Genomic DNA, 23,524 nt, shown 5'->3' with positions numbered 1-23,524 from the left:
ATCTAGCTCTCCTCGTTGATGCGGGTGGTCCGTGGTAGGCCGATGACGGCGTTGCTTGTGCCCATGATGATGTCGACGCCCAGTTGGAATTGCGAACGATCACCCATGACTTCGTTCCAAAAGCTATCGGGTATACCGGACGGGGCAATATGCGCGGCTTCCTTGATGCCCGGACCCGTCAGGCTGACATGTTTGCCGCCTTCTAGCGCGGGGCAAGCCAGTAATAATGTGGTCGAGCGATCAGGATATTTTGGATCGCCCGAGTTGAATGCCGAAATTGGCAGCAACTCTGTCACCGATAAAATTGCGAAAACCGCTTCTTGCGGGTCAGTTGTGACCGGGCAGCCGCAGTGAAAACGCAGCCATCCTGATAAAGCCTCGCCTATTTCACCGCGCGGCAAATAAACGGGTGTTTCAAAGTCGAGCAGCGTCAATGCAATGGCGCTTAACCCTTCAAGCCCCGGAACGGGCGGCACAATGTCAGCATCGATATCAACTATCCGACCCGGCCGCGCCATCGCGTCCATCAGCCGCCTAAAAATCCGCTGGGCATCATAGACCGGATCGGCAAATCCGGGCTGAATATCCTGAAGCGATAATGCAGCGGTCATTTTTCTTTCCTTGTCCGAACCATGGTGAAAAAATCGACTTTGGTCGCGGCCGCTTTGCGTCCGTTTTCGGTTTTCTTGTCGCGAACTGCATCGGCGAGCGGCACCAACACCTTTTCTTCAAGAACACCGCCCCATGTTTCGCTCTGGACCATTGCATCCGCCAGCGCTGCTAGTTCGGCATGATCGCTGTTTCGTCCGGCAACATAGCCGATGCCAACCTGCCCACCGTCTATACGCAACGCCGCTCTCGTCAGGGGCAATTCACCCAAGTTGAAACGCGCACCATCGCCCCCAACCTTGCCACGCACCATGATGAGTCCCGTATCGGTGGGACGCACTTGCTTGATGTTCGGCAGATTTTCAATCCGGTCAAAAAGGTCCCGAACCATTTCATGCGGCGACTTGGCAATCAGCCCGTGCGCTCGCTGGCGCACTGCTATCGCGCTGGATTCAACTTCAACAGAAACATCATTTTTCATAGCATACTCAACAAATTGAAGATTTGTATATTGTGACAATACTTTATCCATACCGAAAAATGCAAATATAAATTTGTTACAATAATGTTAATCAACTAAAACTTGTTGAATACTGTCACCTTCTATCAACTTCTGTCACTATATTGACATTTTTATCTGCGATGGACGTTTCGTTGCTCGAAGGCCTGTATTTATGTGGAAAATTATCGCCGACGAGCTGGAACGTTCCATTCAGGATCGTATTCTTGGCCCGGGGGATAAGTTACCCACCGAGCATGACTTGGAACAAAAATATTACGTGACCCGGCACATGGTGCGACATGCCCTGAAACATCTTGCAGACCGAGGCTTGATAGATAGCCATCAGGGGCGCGGAAGCTTTGTCCGTCGCCCGACACTTCCAATCAAAATCCAGCGCCGCACGCGTTTTGGCGAAATGGTTCAACAGGCCCATGCCAGCCACATTCACCGTACAAGGCGACTGGAGATCGTTCCGATTCCGCCAGATGCCGCGCGCGCGTTCGGCATCAACCGGACAACACCGGTAATCTGTCTCGAACGGATATCCATCGTCAACGGGCAACCCACCGGAATTGGAACACACTATTTTCTAGCGAGCCGTTTCGCCAATTTTATCGTTGAATATGAGAAAGTTGAATCGATAACAGCCGCACTGAAAGCGCAGGGCGTGCATGATTATGTCAGAGCGCAAACGCGTATCACTGCCCGCCCGCCCAGCGCTGAAGACTGTGAACTTCTGGACATGCCCCGGCATGTTCCGTTGATTGTTACACAAGCGGTTAATCATGACACCGATGGTATCGTGCTTGAATATGGAGAGGCGCGCATGGCGTCTGACCGGGTCGAGCTGATGATTACACCCGACGAAATTTCCCATTAAACAAAATCAGGAATTACCAGTGCAAACGACAATTTCAAATGCCCAGATAGTTCTCGCCGACAAGGTCGTTCATGGCACGCTTATAATGGAAGATGACGTAATCACGCAAATTGACGACGGCATCACTAATAATAATGCGATTGATTTTGGCGGTGATTATTTAATCCCTGGGATTATTGACATTCACACAGACAATCTGGAGCGCCATTACTTCCCGCGGCCTAATATTGACTGGAATCCTGTTTCAGCGGCAATCGCGCATGACGGGGTCTGTATCGCCAGCGGCGTTACCACAGTTTTGGATAGCCTCGCCTTGGGCGCATGGGACAGAGGTGAAGCGCGCGGTCTCGACAATCTTCGGCATCTCGTCAAAGGCGTATCGACCGCGCAAAACGGCGGCGCTTTGCGTGCCACCCATTTCATGCACTGGCGGTGCGAATTGCCAATCAGTTCTTTGCCGCGCTTGCTTGACGAATTTGTACCGCACCCCATGACGAAACTTGCCTCGTTGATGGATCATACGCCGGGGCAGCGCCAGTATATGCATCTTGATTTCTTTCTAGATCGCACATGGCGCAAAGAGATGAACGAAGCCGAAGTCCAATCGCGGCTTGCACAGCGCCTCGACGATCAGGCGGCCAATGTGGAAAGCAACCGCGCTTATATGTCGGAGATGGCCAAGCAATTTGGTCTGATCCTTGCTGCACATGATGACCAAACGGTGGAGCATGTCCAAGCCGCGCACGCCGCAGGCGCAGTCATCTCTGAATTTCCTGTTACTGCAGAAGCCGCAGAGGAAGCGCGCCGATTGGGAATGTTGAACATCATGGGGGGCCCCAACCTTATCCGGGGTGGATCTTATTCAGGCAACGTCAGTGCGCATGATTTAGCTAACGACAATCTGCTCGATGGATTTGCATCGGACTATGTTCCACGCAGCCTTATCGAATGTGCTTTTCGTTTGCCCGAGGAACCCCATGGCTGGTCCTTGCCGGACGCGGTTGCAACCGTCACTCGCGTTCCTGCGCGCGCGGTTGGACTTGAGGACCGCGGCGAAATCGCAGTAGGGCAGCGCGCGGATATTCTGCGCGTCAGCAAAGATGCAAGCTTCCCTGTTGTTCGTTCGGTCTGGGTCGCCGGCCAGCGTGTAGCTTAAGCATGGAACGCCTTCGATGTCTGTCGTTTAATCTCTGGAAAAATGAGGGCCGTTTCGAAGAACGGCTGGAGAAGCTGCTTAAGCTTTTGCCCGAAATCGATGCAGATGTCATCGCGCTGCAGGAATGTTTTGTTGCGCCCGATTTGAAGATCGATGTCGCTGCGTCTATCGCCCGCGCGTGCGGGCTGCATCTAACGCGGGGTGAGCTTCGCGAAAAAACGCGCGTTCACAATAAGCAAGACACGCTGTCACGATCAGACATGGCGATCTTGAGCCGCGCTGCACCTGAGACAATCGAACTCATCCATTTACCCGTTGATAGCAGAGACGGCGAACGGGCGCTGCTGCTCATCTCACTTCCATTTGCAAACGAGCTGCTCCACATCGGTTGCACGCATCTCACCCATTTGCGCGATGCGGCGGGGCAACGGACGCGCATGGCGCAGGCCAATGCCCTTGCCGATATGTTGTCCAGTCGCCAGCCCTCAACAACCATATTGCTCGGGGATTTAAATGCCCGCGCGGGCGATGTGGATTTAGACCCGATTATGGCGCGCCGTCGGCTACATCCGGTCAGCGCTGCACTTGCCGTAAAGGCACAATGTGCAATTTCTCCCGCCGATGGATCGCTCGATCACATTCTTCTATACTCCTCCTACAACGAGCAATGGACGGTCAGCCGGGACGTCGTTCTCGCCCCCCATGATGATGACCCCGATGCAGGACCAAGCGATCATCCGGCCATCCTCGCCGATCTGGTGCGGGCATGAGTGGCGGCGGTGGAAATCCGGGCTATGTTCCGCGGCGAACGACAACACTAGACTGGCGGCAGACGTTGGCTGCCTTTGCACGCTATTGGCTGATTGAACGTGGGACTATTGTGCTCGTTTTCGTCTTGCTTTTTGCGATGATCGGGGCAGAGTCGCTTACCCCGGTTGCGCTTGGCCGATTGGTCGATGCGGTCAGTAACCCTGGCCGCGCCGACCCGGCAAATGAACTATGGCACCATTTCGCATTTGCAGGCGGAGCCATGACCGTTGCCATCATATTGAAGCAGCTATTGGACAGGTTATGGAACGGGCTCACGGCTCGGTCGATGCAACGCCTGCAGATGGACCTCTTTGCCCGCGTGCAGCGAATGTCGGCCGATTGGCACAGCAACGCATTTTCCGGCGCCACGGTCCACCGCATCTCACGCGCCCGATGGGCGCTGGACATGATCAGCAATATCATAATACTTCGGCTGCTGCAGCCGCTGCTTCTCATGCTCGTGCTTGGCGGAATGATGTATGTTGCTGTGCCCTATGCGGGTATTGCATTCTTTATCTGCACTGGTTTCTATCTGACGGTGAGCTGGTTCTTGTCTGCAAAATGGGTGAGACCGCTCGGTGTAATCTCAGCATCGCGTGACAGTCGGTTGACAGGGGCTTTGGCCGACGCGGTCACAAATAATGCAACGGTTAAGGCCTTTGCCGCCGAAGCGCGCGAAGACAAAAGACTGCAGGCCGTTTCGAACGAATGGCTCGCCGCAGCGGCGCCCTCGTTCAACCGAGCCACCGACACAAACGCCATCCAGATGCTTTTATGGACCATCACTCAAATGAGCGTTCTTGGAGCCATTGCGTGGCAGGCGACGCTGCAAAAGGCAGGCACGGCAGAACTGGCCTTTGCCATTTCTGCGCTGCTCATGCTCTCGGGCCAGTTGCGGACATTGGGACAAGACATCAGAGTTTTTCAACGTGCTTATGCTGAGCTGGAGGATGCGGCAGAGTTTCTATTGTCCGATCCAGTAGAATTGGCGCCGAGCGGTGAACCCGCCAAAATAGCGGTGGACGGTGCAATCCGTTTCGAACAAGTTAGTTTTGCATATCCCAATGGCGGCGCTGTGTATCGCAGTCTGAGCTTCACGATTGATGCCGGCGAGCAGGTGGCACTGGTCGGTCCATCGGGTTCGGGAAAGTCGACGATCGTCAAAATGATTCAGCGACTTTATGAACCCCAGCAGGGTAAAATCCTGATCGACGGCAATGATGTCGCTTCCATGCGGCTTGAACAATTGCGGAGCATTACATCGGTTGTCCCCCAAGAACCTGTGCTCTTTCACCGCAGCCTAGCTGAAAACATTGCCTATGGGCGACCTGACGCGAGTCTTGAGGACATCATTGATGCCGCGAAGCGCGCACGCGCGCACGATTTTATCGTTCGACTTGAAAAAGGCTATGACATGGTCGTAGGCGAACGCGGGGCAAAATTGTCTGGCGGAGAAAGGCAACGTATTGCCATCGCCCGGGCGATATTGGCAGATCGTCCCATCCTGCTCCTTGACGAGGCGACGTCTAGCCTAGACACAGAAACCGAACGGTTGGTGCAGGAGGCCGTCCGTGAGCTTGCTTATGGACGAACAACGATCGTTATCGCGCACCGGCTATCGACGGTTGAACAGGTTGATCGCATATTGGTTTTCGACGACGGTGCGATTGTTGAGGAAGGAAACCACAAGCTGCTCATGCAACGCCGAAATGGCCGCTATCGCCAGCTTTTCGAGATCGCCAGCCACCGCCCGGACGCGTTGATCTGTGCCTGACCCACAAGCAGACTTGAACGATAGCTCGCCCATCATTGTCTGGGGACGGCCCGACAGTTCAGCTGTTTCACGGGTGATGTGGACCATCGGCGAGCTCAATTTGCCTTATCGAAGAGTCGACTGGGGCGGAGCCTTTGGGGGCAACGACGATCCGGCACACCGCGCGCGCAATCCGGCTGGCACCATCCCGGCGGTAGAGTTGCCCGATGGCCGGACTCTTTGGGAATCGCAAGCCATCGTTCGCTATCTATGCGCGGTATACGCCAAAGGCGATATGATTCCCTTGGACCCTTTTGAACGCGCTCAGGCTGAAGCGATTATGGATTGGGGCCCGGCCTTTGCCCGCGCCGTCAGTGCGGTTCGAGCCGCCTATAAGAATTCTGACGCCACGTTGGAAAGCTGTTCGGTAGCTATCTCTTTGCTAAAACCACAACTTGGCATGCTAGAGCTTTTATTGGGCGATAAAAACTTCCTTGGCGGACAAAATTTGGGCATCGCCGACTTCGCGCTGGGCGGCTGGCTCCACCGACTGATGCGGTGCCCAGAAGAGCTCGAACTCGGCATCCCGACCAATGTACGAAGCTATTATGGACGGCTCTGCTTAAGGAAACCGTTCGAGGATCATATATTAACGCAAGTTTCGGCGGGCATGCAGCGTATTGGCGGATGATTGGGGGAGCTAGATAGGCGTTTCGCCAATACTCCATCTCAATGTCCGGAATATCAGCAAAACCCATAATCAAGCCGCTCCGGTCGAATGTCTGCATCATCGTTTGCCTTTTTAAATGCGGACAGTCCGCTCTCGGCCCAAATGCTGCTATCACAACAGCTCAAGGACGAGAGCCATTAGGCTTCCCGTCAAAATAGACTATTCCAATTGGAACGCTGGCGAACGGTGTTGGACGCCAACGGCTCTTCCCGGGCAGATGTGACTTTTGTGGCTTTTGGAATTGCGCGGACCGGTCCCAAAGCATTACGGATGAGCTTGCTCATCCGTTTTTAGGGGCAAGCTGAACACAATGATTGGTGCAATAACAATTGCGTATACCGGCCATGCCGCATCCGAGGCCGACTTAAACGCTGAATTTACAAGATTTTTACGCGGGCGTTCTAATCAGAACGCTGATAAAAACGCAGTCTATAACACTGCTTTTTGCAGCCAAGACTCTCTAGCCTAAAGCATTGAAATCATTGGAGCGGGCGAAGGGATTCGAACCCTCGACCCCAACCTTGGCAAGATTCAGTTCGATGAAAATTCCATTATAAATCAGATTTTTATAATGACCGTGCAAAATCCGAACACGATCCGAACATTTTCAGCGGCATTTTCTCAGAAGGCTTTGTGTTCAGGTTTCCAGACAAATGCAGAGCGGCAGCTTTGCGCCCAAATGCAGTCATTATAGACGCCAGATGGTTTCATCATTAGCGGACATTGCATCAGCAACGTTGATACGGCTAGCTTGTTGGACGATTCGGAACGGCAGTTTATGGCGCAGCGCATAGGGTAAGCTGCCATTTGCAGAGTTCTAAAGTGCGAATGCCGCGGGTATCCCTTTTGTCAACGCGACCTAAACCCGACCACGGAGCAAATCGTTGGGAGTAGAGCAATGTCTGGTCCGATATGCAATCTTCGACGGGCTGGCCTTGTCAGAAACCAGCTGGCATTGTAACTCGATTTAGCAGTATCTCTCTTTCGACTGAAAGCGCTCGTTCTTAGGAGGTGCATAACCGCTCGGGCTCCTGCTGCGGGTTTATGATGCCACGTCCGGCGGTTGCGTCCCTATCTAATCTTTAGGGCTGTTTGCAGAATGAAAATGCATTAACACAATTTCAGACACATCAGGAAGACATGCTGGCGTTTTATGGATCAAATATCTGATAAGAATTTGAAGGTTAACGCTTCGGCCCAGCTGTTGGGTTACGGGTTTGGAATAGAGCAGCAATCGGTCTCTATCGTGATGACTTTCACTGCTCCAACTGAATTTGTTATTGATACTGCAACAACGGTGTTGTCCAACATCTTCCTAATGAACCTGGAGGAAGTCAACGCGCTCCAAATTCCAAAATCTTTCGGTATACCTTTGCATGTCGAGCAATATATACAATGCGCGTTTGCGTTAGCACGCAGCATTTTGCGAGATGGAGGCTGTCCCTCCTTTTCCACCGAATTTGTTCAAAGCATTCAGGTTGCCGATGCTACTAAAAATACTTACTCTATCAAAGCAAATGTCCCTGCGATTGAGAATTACGATGAAAAGCAAATTGCCCGAGCTTATGGCTACAGTGTAATCCTCCTCAAATTGCTTGCAAACCCAGATCAAGCTGCATTCAAAGAGGCGGCGGATGCCTTACTCGGCAAATTTTTGATTTCCATGCAACAGGTGCTGATGCGCGGGGTGTCGACCATACCGGTGCTGAGGGAAGCCCATAAACGCGGCATTCAAATATCCCATCTTGGATCAGGCGTATTTCAGCTTGGCACAGGCAAACACGCACGACTGATCAGGAAAAGCTCAACTGACCGCGACTCTGTATTGGGCGCAAATATCTCTAACAGAAAAGATTTATCCGAAGTATTTTTCAAAGGCGTGGGCGCGCCGGTCCCTCAGAGTATCAAGGTTCAAGACAGCAACGCGGCCGTGGAAGCTGCAAACAAGATCGGGTTTCCTGTCGTATTGAAGCCTGCAAATTTGGAACGCAGTGAAGGGGTCTTCTTGGATCTGAGGTCAGATATGGCGGTTCAATCTGCCTTCGAGGCGGCCCGAAAACTGTCTCCACGTATTATGGTTCAAAGCCGTATTCCCGGACACTGCCACCGCCTAGTGACTTTTGGCGGGCGGTTTGTTTTCGCGTATTCGCGTTTACCGTCAGCCGTGAAGGGTGACGGCTTCAAATCCATTCGCGATTTGTTGAACGCGTTTAACAATGCGCATAACTGTAAGGCCAAGCATTTGCAGACCGCACCTCTTCCCTTCGACGACGAAGCGCTAGATTGCTTGTCCTCACAGGGGTTCACACCTGATGATGTCTTAGCAGTTGACCAACTGGCTTTTCTTCGGGCCGCGAACCTGAAAGAATATGCCGGCCATAACGAAGTAATAACGGATAAAGTTCATCCGGAAAACATCGCGCTTGTCGAACGGCTATCCAGACTTTTTCGCTTGGAAAGCTTAGGTGCTGACCTTGTCTCGCCAGACCCAACAAAGCCTTGGTATGAGAATGGTGCGGCTATTAGCGAGATTAACTTCGAACCACAGATTGGTGAGAATACAGCCAGAGCGAATATTGATGCGATGTTTCCCAATGAAACGAGCGGGTGCATTCCTGTCGAGTGTTTCGTGGGTGGCGCCCAGGCCTTGCAAGCGGCACGTCGAAGACTGAATGAACTTACCAATGCCGGAACTAGGGCAGCGCTAACCACCCACGCTCTGTCGCTTGGTCACTGTGGCACCGAATATCGTTTTGCTGAGATGGCAACACTTACGCAGCGATGTACCGCTTTGCTCCGCGATACCGATATCGAGGTGCTTATCGTGGTGGTTCAGACAGACGAATTTTTGATAACAGGCTTGCCCTTTAAGGCTAGCGCCCAGATATTTCGGGTCGGTTCAGTCTTGCGCAACCATAGAAATCTGAAGGAAGTACTGCCACCAATGGTCTTGTCAAAAATGATTAGACTACTTGGCGGGGTTTGAACTCTGGGAAGACCGCACACACTTGATCAGCCGCACGTTCGACCCGTTCTACAGCGTCATCGAGCAGTTCACGTCCAATTGGCGTCAAGCGCGCATGCGCGACCAACACCGATAAGCCGTCTTGAAAATTGCGGTGGCGTACTGGCAGAAGTTTGCAGGCCTCGGCCCGCATTCGTGAACTTGTTGCTGGATTTAAAGCTATTTCAGCAAGAAAGCTATACATACGCGCGATCACGAACACCGCATGGTAGATGCCGTCTAGAGGCCGTGGATCAATCCTTAGCGGACTCCTGTAGGTCTCCGACGCTGAGTTGAGGACTCGGTGATCATTGCAACTAAGTGCGAAGAGCAACGAATGAGCGCTCTCGTGGATTATGGTTTCAGCCAGCACGAGCCGTGTACGCTTGCGGCGCATGTTAAGAAGGATCGAACCATAACGTTCGATACTGCTGCAGCCGTCGAAGTCCATGCCATTGCGTGGTACCCCTACCGTTGCAACAATCTCGGCGGTAATGGGAAATAGCGCAGAAGATGCGTGGGGAGCTTTTACCTGGATCAAGCACAGCGCAGCTGAAATCTTTCGCTTAATCTCTGGCTCTGCAACCTTCGAGATCAGCGCCATTTGCCTTGCTGTCAGTGATGTTGAGGCAAAATTCTTTCGCACACTATGAATTCCTGAGTTACCAAATTCTCGGGAATTTAGAACTCTCACTGCAATTTGCGCTGTGATCGGCCTTCTCCCTCGGTAAATAAGAGAACACAATGGCGCTAAATCGACATTGCGGTTGCCAAGCAGAGACCGTATAATCGAAAAGTAGGCCGCGAACGCCTCGGGTTCCACGGTGCCACTTGCTTCGAGATGTTCGGCAACGGGAACGAAGCTTTGATGCGTCTCACACTTGGGGATGACCCGTTCGAGTTCTCGCAAACTTTGTGCCATTCGAATATTAATGGGGAATGGCTCACGCGGAGCCTCTAACGTTTGTTCAACGGGCCTACAGACAGCTGTCGAACCGGCTGTGATCATTGCAGTTCTGCTGCCAAACTCGGGAAGGGACGGCAATTATCTTCGCTCAGGGGGTGGACTAGACCTTGAAGCTGCCTTCAGCCTTGCTGATTCCAATAACCTTGCTGGCTCCAATAACCTTGCTGGTTCCAACAGGCTTGCCACCACCGCCCACAGCTTTACCTGTGGCCACGTCGTGCGATTGCTGTGACTTATTTGTGTGGGTCACGACGTCAAAAAGAGGATCCCCGACTAGGTTGAACCCGAGAAGTTTGGATTTATCAAGATTGTGGATCTTCATTATTTTGTGCTCCTAGTCTATGTTTGTGGTATACTAGTCACTTCCGTTTTACAACATTTTTTCCAAAACATTTTTTGAAGCTTTGCTGCACTCTTGCTTAACTGCGTCGATGTATAAATGTTGGGCTCCCGCGGGCACGCAACGCCTCAAGCCGATCCCAAATCTGGATCGCCCTGTTCCAGTCGGCGATACGCTAACGCAGATATTTCTCTGTACACGCGGGCTGATGGATAGATTTGCAACGTTATTGCTATGTGATTTCCAGAACCCGCTGCTGCAATGGTTTGGCAGGCTGGGCTTATTGAAGCGTTTAGGGCTTAAACCTGACAGTCCGTTTCCGGCCCAATTAATGACCTTCCGCTTTGCGCCCAGATCTACTCGTGTTCCCCATCGGCCCTGCGTCCCGATCCTTTGCCAAAGACGCTTGGCCTGATAGTTGCGGTTGTGTAAGTCGCAATCGTAATCGCTGCCGCACCGATCAAAACGACATGCCCGATCAGATTGAAAGCAAAGAATGTATAGCTTCCGATTGCAAGGCTAAATGCTAGAACCCACATGGCGCCTAACGCTTGCAGTACATAGTGCCGCGTTGAGATGTCCGGAATGTGCCTGAGCGGACTAACATCGCTGTTAAATATGAAATTCCAAGCATGAACAACTAATTTTTTCATTTGTCTCTCCCTCAGCCACCGAGATGCTGAAGTATTATGCACCTTTTATGACGATTTGCCAACGGTATCCCCGTCGGTATCGCTGACCCCTGTGAAGGGTTGGAACGTGCCTTACAACTCACAGCGAGAGTGTCCGATATACAGAGGTCAATAAGGCTTTGACGCAACTGCACGGGCTGTCGAGTTACACCCACACACTGACGCGCAAACGGTTAGTGAACCGGCTGATCGAGCGATAGGTGTTTGTCGAAATGGACATCGACAAGCCGGCACAACTGGTGTTTTGAAGCAGATCTTGTGACCATTCAGAGTTGTTGCTCGAATCCTTTACCATGTCGGTTTACGCCCAAATAAGGAAAGCCTCCCGAAATGTGGAATATTTCCGCATTGATTAAGTCTTTTCGCAGAACTACCATCTAAGAGCGCTTTTAACTATAGGGTAAAGCGCCTTGGAACAGGAACACTCAATCATGAAGCTTACTAGCCGTTTAATCACCGCCATCGCATTGGCAACTTCATCCCTCGCCGGCACAGCAGTAATGGCTGACAACCACAAAATGGTCGCAATGAAAAATATCGTTGAAACCGCGTCAGCCGTGCCAGATCTGAGCACATTGGTCGCCGCTGTGACGGCCGCTGGCCTTATCGACACGCTCGCAAGCCCAGGTCCATTTACAGTGTTTGCGCCAACCAACGCCGCCTTTGAAAAACTTCCTGAAGGTACAGTTGGTACGCTCGTGAAGCCAGAGAACAAGGCAACCTTGACCAAGATCCTGACCTATCATGTAGTTGCTGGTAAATTGACTTCTACTGACATCGTCGCTGCCATCAAGGCGGGCGAAGGCAACGCTATGCTTACAACAGTCGCAGGCGAAAAGCTGGCCGCGCGTTTGTCGGGTAACAGCGTCGTCATCACCGATGGCAAGGGCGGACAGTCTACCGTCACCGCCGTTGACCTTATGCAGTCAAACGGCGTTGTCCACGTCATTGATTCGGTATTGCTGCCTTAATTGGTAGCTTCGGTGCCGGTCGCTTTACCCCCGTTCAGCGGCCGGCGGCCTTTACATATGCTTGCGGGCAATGTGTGATGAGCACCACGCCTGCCAAGACCACCCCCATATCGATATCGAAAAGTATCACTAGCCTCGCGTAATGTGGGGCGAAGTCTTTGCATGAGGCTTCAGAAATGAGGGTGCGGACATAGGAAGTATCCGTTACCACCGTATCGTGTGTCGGACTGACTTCTGCATTGCCTAGCTCCAAACCGCAAAGCCGACAGTCCGCTCCCGGCCCAGAAGCTGCCATGATAACCGATCAAGCACGATGGCCGCTTAAGCTTTCCGTCAGGGCAAACTGTTCCCATTGGAACGCTGGCGAACGGTGTTGGACGCCAACGGCTATTCCCGGATAAATTTGGCTTTTGTGGGGTTTGGGATTGCGCGGACCGGTCCCAAAGCGTTACGGATGAGTTCGCTCATCCGTTTTTAGGAACGAGCTGAACACAATGATTGACGCAATACCAATTGCGTATACCGGCCATGCCGCATCCCAGGCCGACTTAAACGCTGAATTTCCAAGATTTTTACGCGGGCGTTCCAATCAGAACGCTGATTAAAACGCAGGCTGCAAGCCCGCTTTGAGCAGCAAAGGCGGTATCACCTAAGTCATTGAAATCACTGGAGCGGGCGAAGGGATTCGAACCCTCGACCCCAACCTTGGCAAGTGACCGGTCGACAGCAATATTCTGATATTAAACAATAATTATGGACTTCTGCAAATCCGTTTATGTTACGTTTATCAAATTTGATGTTGCAACCCTAGCAAATTCCAATTTTGCAGCGCAGAATTTTTGACGGATTTTGGTTGGAAACTTTTCAGAGTTTCCTCGGCGATCTTAATGAAAACAAGTCCCCGCTAAACCCCGTTTTAAGCAAGGTGAATATGGGACCCGTTTTTGAGGTTGCGCTTACGCGATTTGAGGATTGCTCATTTCTTATATATCTGTAAATCTGGATACATGGAATCAAATCAAGCAATCGCTGCTTTATCTGCACTCGCTCAATCCAGTCGCTTGGATGCTTTTCGCCTGTTGGTTCAAAACGAACCTGATGGTCTACCAGCAGGAGAAATTGCCAGATTGCTAGTTGCGCCTCAGAATACAGTTTCAACGCACTTAAGTATCCTGCAAAACGCGAACCTAGTGGTTTCCGAAAGACAGGGTCGTTCTATCATCTACCGTGCGCAAATTTCAACCTTGCGAGAACTGATGCTGTTCCTCGCAAAAGACTGCTGTGGCAGTCACGAAACTCTTTGCGCTCCACTCGTCGCCGAACTCGCTTGCTGCTGAATTGAGAGATATAATGTCCGAACGAATTTATAATGTTCTGTTTCTTTGCACAGGAAATTCTGCACGTTCAATACTTGCTGAATCCATCCTCAATCATGAGTTTGATGGTCGCTTTAAGGGATACAGCGCTGGCAGTTTTCCTATGGGACGGGTTCACCCTGTCGCTTTAGATCTGCTGGACTCGTTGGGACACGATACGTCCTATTTCAGGTCAAAAAGTTGGGATGAATTTTCGGGTTCTAATACTCCCCAACTCGATTTCGTTTTCACCGTGTGCGATAATGCATCTAATGAGACCTGCCCCGTATGGGTCGGTCATCCTATGACAGCACACTGGGGTATACCCGACCCTGCTGCCGTTGAAGGAAACAGGGCAGAGCAATACGCCGCATTTCAGTCTGCCTATCGCATGATGCTTAATCGGATTTCGCTTTTTGCAAGTCTTCCTTTGTCCTCACTCGACTCAATGAGTTTGAAAAACCAACTCAAGGAAATCGGCACACGCGAATATCCGTCGGAGCAAGAAGCATGAACAGAACGACGTCTCGTCTGTCGTTCCTTGATCGATATCTGACCTTCTGGATTTTTGCGGCAATGGCGCTGGGAGTTGCACTTGGCGCTGCATTTCCTGCGCTTCCGCAATCGCTGGATGCGCTGTCCGTTGATGGGACCAACCTACCCATTGCGGTAGGTCTAATCCTGATGATGTATCCCCCTCTCGCGAAGGTGAAATATGAGCGTCTGGGTGAAGTGTTCCAGGATAAGCGTGTTCTCGTGCTTTCGTTGGTTCAGAACTGGTTGATCGGACCAGCATTGATGTTTGCCCTGGCGGTGATCTTCCTGCGCGATCAACCAGAATATATGACTGGCGTGATACTGATTGGACTTGCTCGGTGCATCGCAATGGTGCTCGTCTGGAACCAACTTGCTGGCGGTAGCAGTCAGTATGTGGCAGGTCTCGTCGCCTTCAACTCAGTCTTCCAAATTCTATTCTTTGCCCCTTTTGCATGGTTCTATCTTACGTTCCTGCCATCCGCATTTGGACTGGAAGCGCAGGTTGTTGACGTAAGTTTCTGGACCATTGCTCAGGCAGTGCTGATTTACCTTGGCATTCCATTTGCTGCTGGATTTTTGACGCGAGCAATTCTCATTCGTCAGCGTGGCGAGGACTGGTTCGTGACAAATTTCCTGCCGAAAATCGCTCCGATTACGCTTATTGCCTTGTTGTTCACGATCGTCGCCATGTTCAGTCTAAAGGGTGGCGACGTGCTCGCATTGCCGTTGGATGCACTTCGCATCGCGGTACCGCTGGGGATCTACTTCCTGATCATGTTTACTGTCAGTTTCTTCATGGGGAAGATGATTGACTTGGATTATCCGAGGACGGTCTCGCTGGCATTCACCGCAGCATCCAACAATTTCGAACTCGCGATTGCTGTTGCAATCTCCGCATTTGGTCTTGCCTCGCCTATTGCGTTTGCAGCGGTGATCGGACCATTGGTTGAAGTTCCTGTGCTAGTTCTACTCGTGGGGATAGCGATTAGATTAGGTCGGCGCCACTTCGCGAACTCAATGTCTCGCAAGGTCTGATTTGATGCTTCTTAGATCTTATTCGGACGAACCGTTGGCGTCGCCCGATTCCCAGTTTTTGGTGGTAATCCAGCAGAGTCCATAAACGCCCCCTCAAAAACGACTAAATCCGTTTATGATCCGTTTATAGGTTTTTTGGGGGAATCTCGAAAAGGACTATTTTATAAGTCCTAGATTTTCCTAGGAAAACTGGAGCGGGCGAAGGGATTCGAACCCTCGACCCCAACCTTGGCAAGTGATGGATCGATAGCATATTATTGATTTAGCAAATTAATATACACGTTTTCTAAATCCGATTATGTTACGTTTATCAAATCCGTTTATTTTTAGCGCGATGCAAGAGGTTTAAATTGGCCCGCAAACACGCTGGAAACCTAGCGTTCCCGAGCATCGAAATCCAGTTTCGCCGAGTTTCCTATAGGCAAGGTTGGGGTGGCGCTTAGGGTGCGTAAGACAAGTTCGATCGGTTAGTAGTTAACGAAACGTACCTTGGTTTAAGAAAACCATTGGGGTAACGGTTTGGGAGGTGTTCGAAGTAAAGACATTGGTCACGACGACGAGATCACCCAACCCATCGCCGTTCACATCATCAACGAAGGTCCTGGCATCACCTGTCCAGACTACATCTTTAAATAGCGTTTTAGATTTCTCTGCATTGCGGAAAAAGCGCCCTGTCCCGTCGCCAAAAAATAGACTGCTCGGCAATTCAGACGGCGTCGCGTGATCCCACGACCCCCAAAAGAGATCCGTTTTCCCATCACCATCCATATCCGCCAACTGAAATTTATAGTCGGACCAAATCCAATCAAATTTTGCTGCTCGTTTAGGATCGGTTAACTGACTCTCGCTCGGGAAACTGTTAAAAATATCAAACGTCCCGTCCGCCCTTTGCATAAAAGTGACAAAGATACGGATCCCAGTTGCGCCAGTCCCTGGGTCTTCGGCGATGGCAATGAAGTCGGTTCGACCATCGCCATTCAAATCCTTGGTAAGCGCGAATGAGTATCCCCACTCTGGTGGCAACACGCCTGTACGTGCATCCTGTTTTTGAATTATTTTGCCGTCTCTGACGACTTCCATATTCTTAAAATCTATAGGTCCGTCCCAACTGTCAAATGGAAGGAAAACGGCAAGTTTCTCCTTTGCGAGGACAACGGTTGCACCCGTGGACCCAACCTCATTCTGACTAAATGATTTTGAGAGTGTAAATTGGTTGCTCTTCGATCCCGAAAAAATCTTGCTCTCGCCAGAAATCGTAACCGCTGAAAAATCGAGCAACCCGTCCCCGTTCAAATCACCGACACTCCCGTTGTGCCAGAATGCTTCGGTATTATCAGGAATAGAAGAAGTGAGGTTCTGAAATTTGCTTCCATCCCACTCATATACAAAGATTTTGGATACACCCAGCGGTCGTCCTGTAACTTCTCTATTATGATCAATCACAAGGATTTCTTTAATGCCATCGTTGTCTGAATCGAGAAAAATGAAATCGTTCGCCCATCCGAGTGGGTTCAGATTGCTTGTATCAACTTTGGAATATGTGCCGTCTGCTTTGCCAAAAAAGACCACCATCCTTGGGTCCGTATCTTTAACGGCAGATCCTGCATCACCTGAGTTGGCAAGCAGCAGATCCTTGATGCCATCGCCGTTCACGTCTTCCACGGCAAACGCTTCTCTTTTGAGTTGCAACTGCAGTCCAACGTTCGCAGGCGACATAATTGATTTGAAATAGGTGGTTGGAGGCGGGGGCGGAGGTGTCGGCGTAGTTGGAGGTGCCGTGGTGGTGGGTATCTGCACGATCGGAGAACTGGAGGATGTACTGCCTCCGCCGCCACAAGCAGTAAGCGTGGCACATACAGTAAGCGCTACAAAGCGGTTGATTGTCATTTCAGGTTCCCCTCAGGACTGAATGTCCGACAACCTGCTAGGATCATCGACGTTTATGTTGCCAAGAGCGTGAGCCTTTGCGTTATCGTTATCAAGTTTATTCCCATATATGAAAATGCGCCTTTTTTGCTTTGACGGTGCCCAGCACTCTCGCGCTTACTATCACTTCCCATCAAACACGCTGGAAATCTGGCCTCCTTAACGTAAACCTGACCGCCATGCTGTAGCGCTGTGACGATCTCAGTCACTGACTTTCCCTCCGTTATACTGTTCTTGAATACGGTGCCTTGAATGCTGCCCTCGAGCGAGTGTTCTGGCGGGAATAAATCGGCTTCAAATCCGAAAATCTGCCAAAAAACTATGGGGATTCGGGGTCCAATAGTTTATAAATAGATTAGGTGGGAGGCGACGAGAAGTGTATGTAGAGTTATTACAACAGACTGATTTCAAATATAGAATTGACGTTCAGCCTCAGGGTGAAATTGCAGCGGATGCGCTTACACAAGCGATGCGCTCGATATTATTTGGGCTGAACCGCAAGTACCTCGGTGTCCGCAAATTTGGGCACTTTCCACCCGAGCGAAAGTTCTGGGCGGCGTGTGTCAAAGAGGGCGACAACCTTTCCAAGGGCGTCCACTATCATCTTCTGCTTCACTGCCCCGTCGAGCGAATTGACTGGATCAACGATATTCTGTTGCCATGGACTAAATTGCGGCTTCGGAAGGATGCTAATGCCCGTCCATACCCTACTTGGGTCCAGACCAAAGGATGGGGTCACGTCCCCTGTGACGAGCTAGACAATGTGCCGTTGTTACGGGTTGAACGCTGTCAGAATGTCGAAGCGTCTGTTCGCTACAATCTGAAGGATTGGAGCGCTCGCAACTCCGATGCCTTCATCATTGGGTTGAACGAAACATAAACCACGGAATTTGTGTGCTGGGTCCGCTGTTCGGCGCTGGTGCGTACCGTTGGGTTAAGAGGGGATGTGGATCGAATGTGATCGCCGTCCCGTCTCTTAATACGTCCAAAATCCTGACAGGCTCGGACAGAGCCCGACAACTCGCCAAACGACCCTTCAGGTTTTCATCAATCATCAAATCTGCCGACTTCGTCCGAGCAACGCGAGGGCGAACAAGCGAGCGAATGCAAGCTTGAACAGCCGACTGCTAGCCGATCCACCAAACCTAAATAAATAAAAACAAGGAGATTATATGAACCCGAAGAAACCCAATCGCTCGACCATCTACCTAACTGCTGCAGTGCCAGGATGGCTAAAGACAGAGGTCATCCGCTACTGTGAAGAAAATGATCTCACCGTTTCCCAAACCATCAGACGCGAGTTAGCCAAACTCGTCAGCTCGGGGACAACGGCGAATGCTTAGTTCTCGTTCTGCACCCAAAACCCTACGCGACCTCATCAAAGCGCTGGCGGGGTTATCTACTCAAACCAAGGTCGAAATCTTCGAGGCGGAAACCCTGAAAGACTTACCGCCGCGCTACCTTTTGGAAAGCAAGAAAGCGACGGTAATCGTTCTAGTGTAACCCATCGAAAGAGAAGCAGCCCTTGTAAACCTTCTGAAGCTCCTTTTCCTTCGCCTCTTTAACTCGCTTTCTTCGGTCCCTTACCAAAACACGATAATCATCCAGTAGCCGATATAGCTGAGTTTTGTGATGGTAGGCGTGGATGTCCTCGACCCTGCCCTCTTTTTCTACGTTCATTAGCTCATAATTGCGGGTACTATATTCTAACGTCAGCACGTTAAGGTCGTTGAGGAATAGAGTGATGATGAGATGCGCGTTGTGACCTAATGGACGTATCCCTGTTCCCAAGATGCAATCAGTCGGACCGACCTGAATGTGGTGACAGAGCAGTTCAATCTGTTCGTTCACGACCGTAACTTGTCGGGCGTGACTGTCATGCAGATTGACTAGCTTAACGGACCAATACGGATCGTCCTCCTTACCCCAATCCCGATCCCAAAATGCGCACTCGTCCGTCAGCTTCTCGAAAAATGTCCGATAGCCATTCGCATTCAGCAGCTCCAATGCACGTACCTTCGCTTTCTCTATCTTCATGCCCGCCCTCCGTGGAATATGCTAAACTAGGACTTCCAATCAGCGATTGAACCGCTAACCTGCCCTGAGAAGGGGTAGGTAAATGGCAAAGTTAACAATCAAAAAATTCTTCCTACTGTTGGACGCGCCCCTGCGAAATCCCTCATGGTCATGGGGTGCCATCACTACCCATTCGCAAGATGTAGTTTTCCGCGTGTGGCTGGACGAAATAGAAATGATTAATGGCAAGCCCTACTGCCGCCTGACGCTGCATAAAAAATGGGAGGTTATGGATCCGCTTGCGAGCAGGGGGTACGAGGAGAGAAAGTGGCATATTGAGCGCGCCATAAAGAAAGGTCGGGCATTTTTCGTATATTGCCATGCCGATAACCTGGATGCAGTTCCCCGCAAAATCGCTGGGTACGATCACAACGCTGTCGGTTATTGCCCGAATATCACTCAAGATGCCGCGCAAGATTTTTGGGGCGAGCAAGGGCAAGTGCTGACGATAAATGAATACCATAGAATGGTTCACCCTTAATCACTCGCTAACCCGACCTTTTTGACCACGCCCTAACGACTACGACCCGCCGAATACGAATCCCGTATTCTTTTATGTTGTCGCGCATTCCGACTACGGTATCTCCAATGATACCATAGACTTAAAGGAATACGATAATGGCAAAGGTGGGTTACGTTCGGGTATCAACAGTCGATCAGAATACGGAGCGCCAGCTGGACGGAATCCAGCTCGACAAGGTATTCGAGGAGAAAGCGTCGGCGCGAAACGTGTCCCGACCCAAGCTAGTTGAGCTGCTGGATTACATCCGCGAGGGTGACGAGGTGATCGTTCACGACATTTCTCGCCTAGCCCGCAACATTGAAGACCTGCACGGGCTGGTTCGGCAGATTACGCACAAAGGATGCGTGCTGCGGTTTCAGAAAGAGAGCCTGACCTTCACCAACGACAAGAGCGACGCGATCTCACAGCTGCTGCTGGCGATGCTGGGCGCGGTGTATCAGTTTGAGCGAACGGTCATGCTGGAACGTCAGAAAGAAGGGATCGCCATCGCCAAGGCGAAAGGGAAATACAAAGGTCGCCCGAAGTCGGTCAGCCGCGACGCAATAGTAACCCTACTGCAAGGTGGCGCATCGATGCGAAATGCTGCGAGAGAACTCGGCATCTCGCTATCTACGGTTCAGCGAGTCAAGATCGAGAGCCGAATGGTGATTGGGGCGAATGACGGGTGATTACCCTAGTTTGGCTGCAGGCTTTGGGCAGCAGTATGTCACCGCAACGAACGCTTACGAGGCAATTCAAATGGCTAAGGCACTTTACGGGAAGCTGCTGATTTCTGAAGGTGCTTCGCCAGCATGATGCCAGCGGTGGACAGCTTGTTCGTCAGTTAAGCTTAAAAACTACGCGAGTAGACCAGCTGGAGACGATTGAGTTTCCGCTGCGGTCAAGGGCTGGCTTAAAGCGAGCGAGGCGCTGCATACCTTCGCAAGCAGCTTGATCAAGTATTGCGGAGCCACTGGAGCTGCTCACCTCGCAAGACACTACTCTTCCGCTCTCGCCGACAGACAAGCTTACGGTTACCACGCCCTCGATCTGATCTCGTAATGCGCGACTAGGATAGCTCCCGATAATCCGACTAGCCCAACGAGACTGCCCTATTGGCTCTGGTCCCCTTGCTTGAGAAGCAATGGCGGAGTTGCGATTTGGCGAAGGCGATGGGGCGGTGGCTTCAGTTTCTTCAGCGGGAAAGCCCTGCCTACGTGGCATTTGAGTCTCCCGCCCGTCAGCCATTGAAGAAGTCGCTGTAATTCCAGGCTCGGCGGTCCGCTCAGAAGCACTGTCAATATCCACGTCATTTGCCACTTCACCTGAGGTAGATGTGGCCTTCCTTAGGAATTCTTTATACGTTCCGTCTTGCAAAAGTGCGCAATCAATATTTTCACCAATCTGATTTATTTCTTTATATAGGTCTTTATATTCCTCAAAATTGAGATTGCCTCGCCCAAAAGCAGTAATGATGCGGATCATATCAGAATTTTCGCTTGGGCCAACGTTTTCCAAATAAAGATTTATATCTGGTTTCGAAGCGCCAATTTTTTGAAAATAAAAATTAGAAATTGATTTAAACAAATTGGAATAAGTTTTGTCGTTCATTCCTTTTCGATGAGACTCTAACTGATTTCGATATTCCCTTTCGTATGTTGATTGCATTATCATTAAGTATTCATCAGTAATCATCTGTGGTGCTAAAAATTGATGATTTTCATAGCTATATTTTGTTCCAGCCCGCACCATATCGAAAAAGTAAATGCATCTTACCGCTGACTTGCCAATAACATAGTCAGGATTTCCAGCATATTTTTGTAATGGGTTGGTTGCTTCTGGAGATCCGCAACTCGCCACCAGCAACGCGACGGCGCCAGCTGCCGCTATCCAAGCCTGCTTTTTCATGTAGCCCCCTCCATATCCGTCATCCATGAAGAAGACGCCAAGATCTCGTTTTCGTCATTAACTATGAACTCAGCAACCTCTCTATCTAAAGAAACGTTGTAACTCCGCCCCTCGTAAGTTCCGCTCAATTTAAAAGCCACCACGCATCCGTGACCTTTGTCACTTTTTAAAGGTAAACTTTCTACCCACCTAAAATTTATTTCATCAATCCCGCCATTGTTGATGAAGTGAGACTCCTCTGGTCTTGCAGTTATCGTCATACTTGAGGCAAGCCCTTGAGTGCCGCCAGATGCATGTTGACATAATTGCCGCCATTCATCCTTAGTGACTGAGCCTTTAGTGTATTCGCCTGCAGTTAACCTTGACCCTCCTGACAGTAATGAGCCTTCGCCGCATCCGCTAAGCATCAACGCCGCAGCGCCAGCCGCAGCCATCCAACCCCGCAGTTTCATCTCGCTCACCCCCGTCAGTTTCAAATGTGCGGCGAGGCTACACACCAAAACGCGTCCGTCAATTCAGAATCATTGCTCCTCAAGAAACGCCCAAACCTTGTCCAGTTCCTCACGCCCAAGCTGCGCTCCACTTCTTGCAGGCTAAAACTGATTGCGCATTCAATATTGTCCCAGCTATGTTGAATAGAAGCATGAGATTGGGGCTAAAAATGAGAAGCTTTCTGGGGTTGTTAATGGTTGCAAACGCGGTGCTGCTTGGCGGATGTGATTGGATCACAAAAGATCGAGATCAGACGTCTGCACAAGAAATTACTCAAAATACAATTGAACGGACGGGCCGTGCTCCCGACCCAAATGATAAAGCGCTTGATAGCGAAACTCATGACGACGCAGCAGTACCCGAGTTGTCATCAGAGTTGATTTCTGAATACAATTCAAAATTGATCAAAGACGACGGAGAATTTTATCTAGAAAACGGAGCGTTTTGTGACAGGCATAAAATCGAAGGCACGTGCCGAATTGAGAGGAAAAGGCGCCAAAACTGGAACTTTGCAATCCTAAATGAAATTGGCAGGCATGAATTTTTGCGTGAATTCAAAGGAGAAAAAACATTAATAATACCTGGTGATTCCGAGGCTTCGGGAGAATACAAAATATATAATGAATGGTTCCAAGATTCTGAAGTGAACGGCACAGTTTATATAGGAAAAGCTCGCCCCTATGATGAAGAGCTATTATGGATTCCATTTGCTTATATTGGGAACAGTCCAAATTCTTTTCAAGTACCATTTTATAATTACGATAAAAGAAGAGGTTATACAAAGAACGCTGATGCATATATAAGGTGGGTTGTTGTTAACTGTGAAAAGAAGACCCAATTTGTAAATCTTGTAGATTATTTTAAAGGAGATATTAGAAAGTTAGATTTTTTTGCGCGCTATGCGAACCAAGATAAAATTCTTGATTATAATATTGTTTTTTCAAGGCTCCAATCACTCATGACAAATGAGTATCCATTTGATCACACTCCCAGCTCACCTTTCAACGACGTTTGCAGTTAGCCAATTTTATTTCCATATCGGTTTCTGTTCCGTGTCATAGTAATCCCCAATGAATTTTAAAAAATCTCCCAGCACCACATCCGTTGGTCGGCATTGAGCAAGCTGAGCATTAGTCACGCCAATTATTGCTTCAGCTTCCGCTGACAATGCTACAGATGGTTTAGCCCACTCATCAAACTCATCGTCTTCATCCCAACGATTGACAGCGTAGAAGTGAATTATTTCGCCCTTCTCTGGTGTCAGTGCGCTGGTCTCAAG

At 50.3% G+C, this 23,524-nt stretch carries 26 protein-coding genes; 16 read left to right on the top strand and 10 right to left on the bottom strand.

Annotation, left to right across the window (positions count from 1 at the left end; translation table 11 throughout):
• Positions 1-2: 2 nt before the first annotated feature.
• Both phnH and phnG read right to left on the bottom strand, forming a co-directional pair.
• The gene (gene phnH, locus Q0N43_RS01170; protein ID WP_295441305.1) at positions 3-611 is read right to left on the bottom strand and encodes a phosphonate C-P lyase system protein PhnH; all 609 of its coding nucleotides are present in this window, start codon (positions 609-611) and stop codon (positions 3-5) included.
• Entirely contained in the window at positions 608-1,090 is a 483-nt protein-coding gene (phnG, locus tag Q0N43_RS01165) for a phosphonate C-P lyase system protein PhnG (RefSeq protein WP_295441302.1), read from the bottom strand. The genes phnH and phnG overlap by 4 nt, the downstream gene beginning before the upstream one ends.
• Positions 1,091-1,283: 193 nt before the next feature.
• On the opposite strand from phnG, the gene phnF reads away from it, so the two are divergent.
• From phnF to Q0N43_RS01135, 6 genes are all read left to right on the top strand, one after another.
• On the top strand, positions 1,284-1,991 hold the full coding sequence (phnF, locus tag Q0N43_RS01160) for a phosphonate metabolism transcriptional regulator PhnF (RefSeq protein WP_295441299.1): 708 nt from the start codon (positions 1,284-1,286) through the stop codon (positions 1,989-1,991).
• Between the two features lie 19 nt (positions 1,992-2,010).
• The gene (locus tag Q0N43_RS01155; protein WP_295441296.1) at positions 2,011-3,147 is read left to right on the top strand and encodes an alpha-D-ribose 1-methylphosphonate 5-triphosphate diphosphatase; all 1,137 of its coding nucleotides are present in this window, start codon (positions 2,011-2,013) and stop codon (positions 3,145-3,147) included.
• Between the two features lie 2 nt (positions 3,148-3,149).
• A complete protein-coding gene (locus Q0N43_RS01150) occupies positions 3,150-3,917 on the top strand; it encodes an endonuclease/exonuclease/phosphatase family protein (protein ID WP_295441293.1) in 768 nt (255 codons plus the stop codon).
• Complete coding sequence (locus tag Q0N43_RS01145) at positions 3,914-5,731, top strand: ABC transporter ATP-binding protein (RefSeq protein WP_295441289.1); 1,818 nt, start codon at positions 3,914-3,916, stop codon at positions 5,729-5,731. Before Q0N43_RS01150 ends, Q0N43_RS01145 begins: the two co-directional genes overlap by 4 nt.
• Positions 5,724-6,401, top strand: coding sequence for a glutathione S-transferase family protein (locus Q0N43_RS01140; protein WP_295441286.1), 678 nt, complete (start codon positions 5,724-5,726; stop codon positions 6,399-6,401). The genes Q0N43_RS01145 and Q0N43_RS01140 overlap by 8 nt, the downstream gene beginning before the upstream one ends.
• Positions 6,402-7,593: 1,192 nt before the next feature.
• Positions 7,594-9,426: a hypothetical protein gene (locus Q0N43_RS01135; protein WP_295441283.1), complete on the top strand. Its 1,833-nt coding sequence runs from the start codon at positions 7,594-7,596 to the stop codon at positions 9,424-9,426.
• Here Q0N43_RS01135 and Q0N43_RS01130 read toward each other — a convergent pair.
• From Q0N43_RS01130 to Q0N43_RS01120, 3 genes are all read right to left on the bottom strand, one after another.
• Entirely contained in the window at positions 9,404-10,366 is a 963-nt protein-coding gene (locus Q0N43_RS01130; protein WP_295441280.1) for an HEXXH motif-containing putative peptide modification protein, read from the bottom strand. The two genes, Q0N43_RS01135 and Q0N43_RS01130, sit on opposite strands and share 23 nt — an antisense overlap.
• Before the next feature lie 145 nt (positions 10,367-10,511).
• A complete protein-coding gene (locus Q0N43_RS01125) occupies positions 10,512-10,733 on the bottom strand; it encodes a hypothetical protein (RefSeq protein WP_295441277.1) in 222 nt (73 codons plus the stop codon).
• Between the two features lie 374 nt (positions 10,734-11,107).
• Complete coding sequence (locus Q0N43_RS01120; protein WP_295441274.1) at positions 11,108-11,404, bottom strand: hypothetical protein; 297 nt, start codon at positions 11,402-11,404, stop codon at positions 11,108-11,110.
• 557 nt (positions 11,405-11,961) lie between these two features.
• Between Q0N43_RS01120 and Q0N43_RS01115 the strand changes: the two genes are divergently transcribed.
• The 4 genes from Q0N43_RS01115 to arsB all read left to right on the top strand — a co-directional run bounded on the left by Q0N43_RS01115 (position 11,962) and on the right by arsB (position 15,341).
• Positions 11,962-12,414 (top strand): fasciclin domain-containing protein, encoded by a 453-nt coding sequence (locus Q0N43_RS01115; protein WP_295441558.1) that lies wholly within the window; start codon positions 11,962-11,964, stop codon positions 12,412-12,414.
• A gap of 1,007 nt (positions 12,415-13,421) precedes the next feature.
• Positions 13,422-13,751, top strand: a complete 330-nt coding sequence (locus tag Q0N43_RS01110) for a metalloregulator ArsR/SmtB family transcription factor (protein ID WP_295441271.1) — start codon at positions 13,422-13,424, stop codon at positions 13,749-13,751.
• 13 nt (positions 13,752-13,764) lie between these two features.
• Positions 13,765-14,283, top strand: coding sequence for an arsenate reductase ArsC (locus Q0N43_RS01105; RefSeq protein WP_295441268.1), 519 nt, complete (start codon positions 13,765-13,767; stop codon positions 14,281-14,283).
• A complete protein-coding gene (arsB, locus tag Q0N43_RS01100) occupies positions 14,280-15,341 on the top strand; it encodes an ACR3 family arsenite efflux transporter (protein ID WP_295441266.1) in 1,062 nt (353 codons plus the stop codon). The genes Q0N43_RS01105 and arsB overlap by 4 nt, the downstream gene beginning before the upstream one ends.
• A gap of 474 nt (positions 15,342-15,815) precedes the next feature.
• On the opposite strand, the gene Q0N43_RS01095 is transcribed toward arsB, so the two are convergent.
• Positions 15,816-17,228 carry a VCBS repeat-containing protein gene (locus Q0N43_RS01095; RefSeq protein ID WP_295441262.1) on the bottom strand — a complete coding sequence of 471 codons (1,413 nt, stop codon included), beginning with the start codon at positions 17,226-17,228 and terminating at the stop codon, positions 15,816-15,818.
• A 415-nt stretch (positions 17,229-17,643) separates the two neighbouring features.
• On the opposite strand from Q0N43_RS01095, the gene Q0N43_RS01090 reads away from it, so the two are divergent.
• The 3 genes from Q0N43_RS01090 to Q0N43_RS01080 all read left to right on the top strand — a co-directional run bounded on the left by Q0N43_RS01090 (position 17,644) and on the right by Q0N43_RS01080 (position 18,770).
• Entirely contained in the window at positions 17,644-18,147 is a 504-nt protein-coding gene (locus tag Q0N43_RS01090; RefSeq protein WP_295441259.1) for a hypothetical protein, read from the top strand.
• 292 nt (positions 18,148-18,439) lie between these two features.
• Positions 18,440-18,610: a hypothetical protein gene (locus tag Q0N43_RS01085; RefSeq protein WP_295441256.1), complete on the top strand. Its 171-nt coding sequence runs from the start codon at positions 18,440-18,442 to the stop codon at positions 18,608-18,610.
• A complete protein-coding gene (locus Q0N43_RS01080; protein ID WP_295441254.1) occupies positions 18,603-18,770 on the top strand; it encodes a hypothetical protein in 168 nt (55 codons plus the stop codon). Before Q0N43_RS01085 ends, Q0N43_RS01080 begins: the two co-directional genes overlap by 8 nt.
• Here the strand turns inward: Q0N43_RS01080 and Q0N43_RS01075 are convergent.
• Positions 18,762-19,304 (bottom strand): hypothetical protein, encoded by a 543-nt coding sequence (locus Q0N43_RS01075; RefSeq protein ID WP_295441250.1) that lies wholly within the window; start codon positions 19,302-19,304, stop codon positions 18,762-18,764. The genes Q0N43_RS01080 and Q0N43_RS01075 overlap by 9 nt on opposite strands.
• 82 nt (positions 19,305-19,386) lie before the next feature.
• Here Q0N43_RS01075 and Q0N43_RS01070 point away from each other — a divergent pair, with 82 nt between their 5' ends.
• Both Q0N43_RS01070 and Q0N43_RS01065 read left to right on the top strand, forming a co-directional pair.
• The gene (locus tag Q0N43_RS01070; protein ID WP_295441247.1) at positions 19,387-19,824 is read left to right on the top strand and encodes a hypothetical protein; all 438 of its coding nucleotides are present in this window, start codon (positions 19,387-19,389) and stop codon (positions 19,822-19,824) included.
• A gap of 137 nt (positions 19,825-19,961) precedes the next feature.
• Positions 19,962-20,534, top strand: coding sequence for a recombinase family protein (locus Q0N43_RS01065; protein WP_295441245.1), 573 nt, complete (start codon positions 19,962-19,964; stop codon positions 20,532-20,534).
• Between the two features lie 151 nt (positions 20,535-20,685).
• Here the strand turns inward: Q0N43_RS01065 and Q0N43_RS01060 are convergent, their stop codons facing one another.
• Both Q0N43_RS01060 and Q0N43_RS01055 read right to left on the bottom strand, forming a co-directional pair.
• Positions 20,686-21,753 carry a TonB family protein gene (locus tag Q0N43_RS01060; protein ID WP_295441242.1) on the bottom strand — a complete coding sequence of 356 codons (1,068 nt, stop codon included), beginning with the start codon at positions 21,751-21,753 and terminating at the stop codon, positions 20,686-20,688.
• Positions 21,750-22,214, bottom strand: coding sequence for a hypothetical protein (locus tag Q0N43_RS01055; RefSeq protein ID WP_295441239.1), 465 nt, complete (start codon positions 22,212-22,214; stop codon positions 21,750-21,752). The genes Q0N43_RS01060 and Q0N43_RS01055 overlap by 4 nt, the downstream gene beginning before the upstream one ends.
• A gap of 17 nt (positions 22,215-22,231) precedes the next feature.
• Between Q0N43_RS01055 and Q0N43_RS01050 the strand changes: the two genes are divergently transcribed.
• Positions 22,232-23,266 (top strand): hypothetical protein, encoded by a 1,035-nt coding sequence (locus tag Q0N43_RS01050; RefSeq protein WP_295441236.1) that lies wholly within the window; start codon positions 22,232-22,234, stop codon positions 23,264-23,266.
• Between the two features lie 6 nt (positions 23,267-23,272).
• Here the strand turns inward: Q0N43_RS01050 and Q0N43_RS01045 are convergent.
• Positions 23,273-23,524 (bottom strand): hypothetical protein (locus Q0N43_RS01045; RefSeq protein ID WP_295441234.1); only part of this gene is annotated, 252 nt, incomplete at its 5' end.

The sequence above is a fragment of the Sphingorhabdus sp. EL138 genome, from assembly GCF_945882965.1.
Taxonomy (GTDB): domain Bacteria; phylum Pseudomonadota; class Alphaproteobacteria; order Sphingomonadales; family Sphingomonadaceae; genus Sphingorhabdus_B.
Note: the sequence above shows the minus strand (reverse complement) of the source record. Positions and strands in the feature narration are given on the sequence as shown.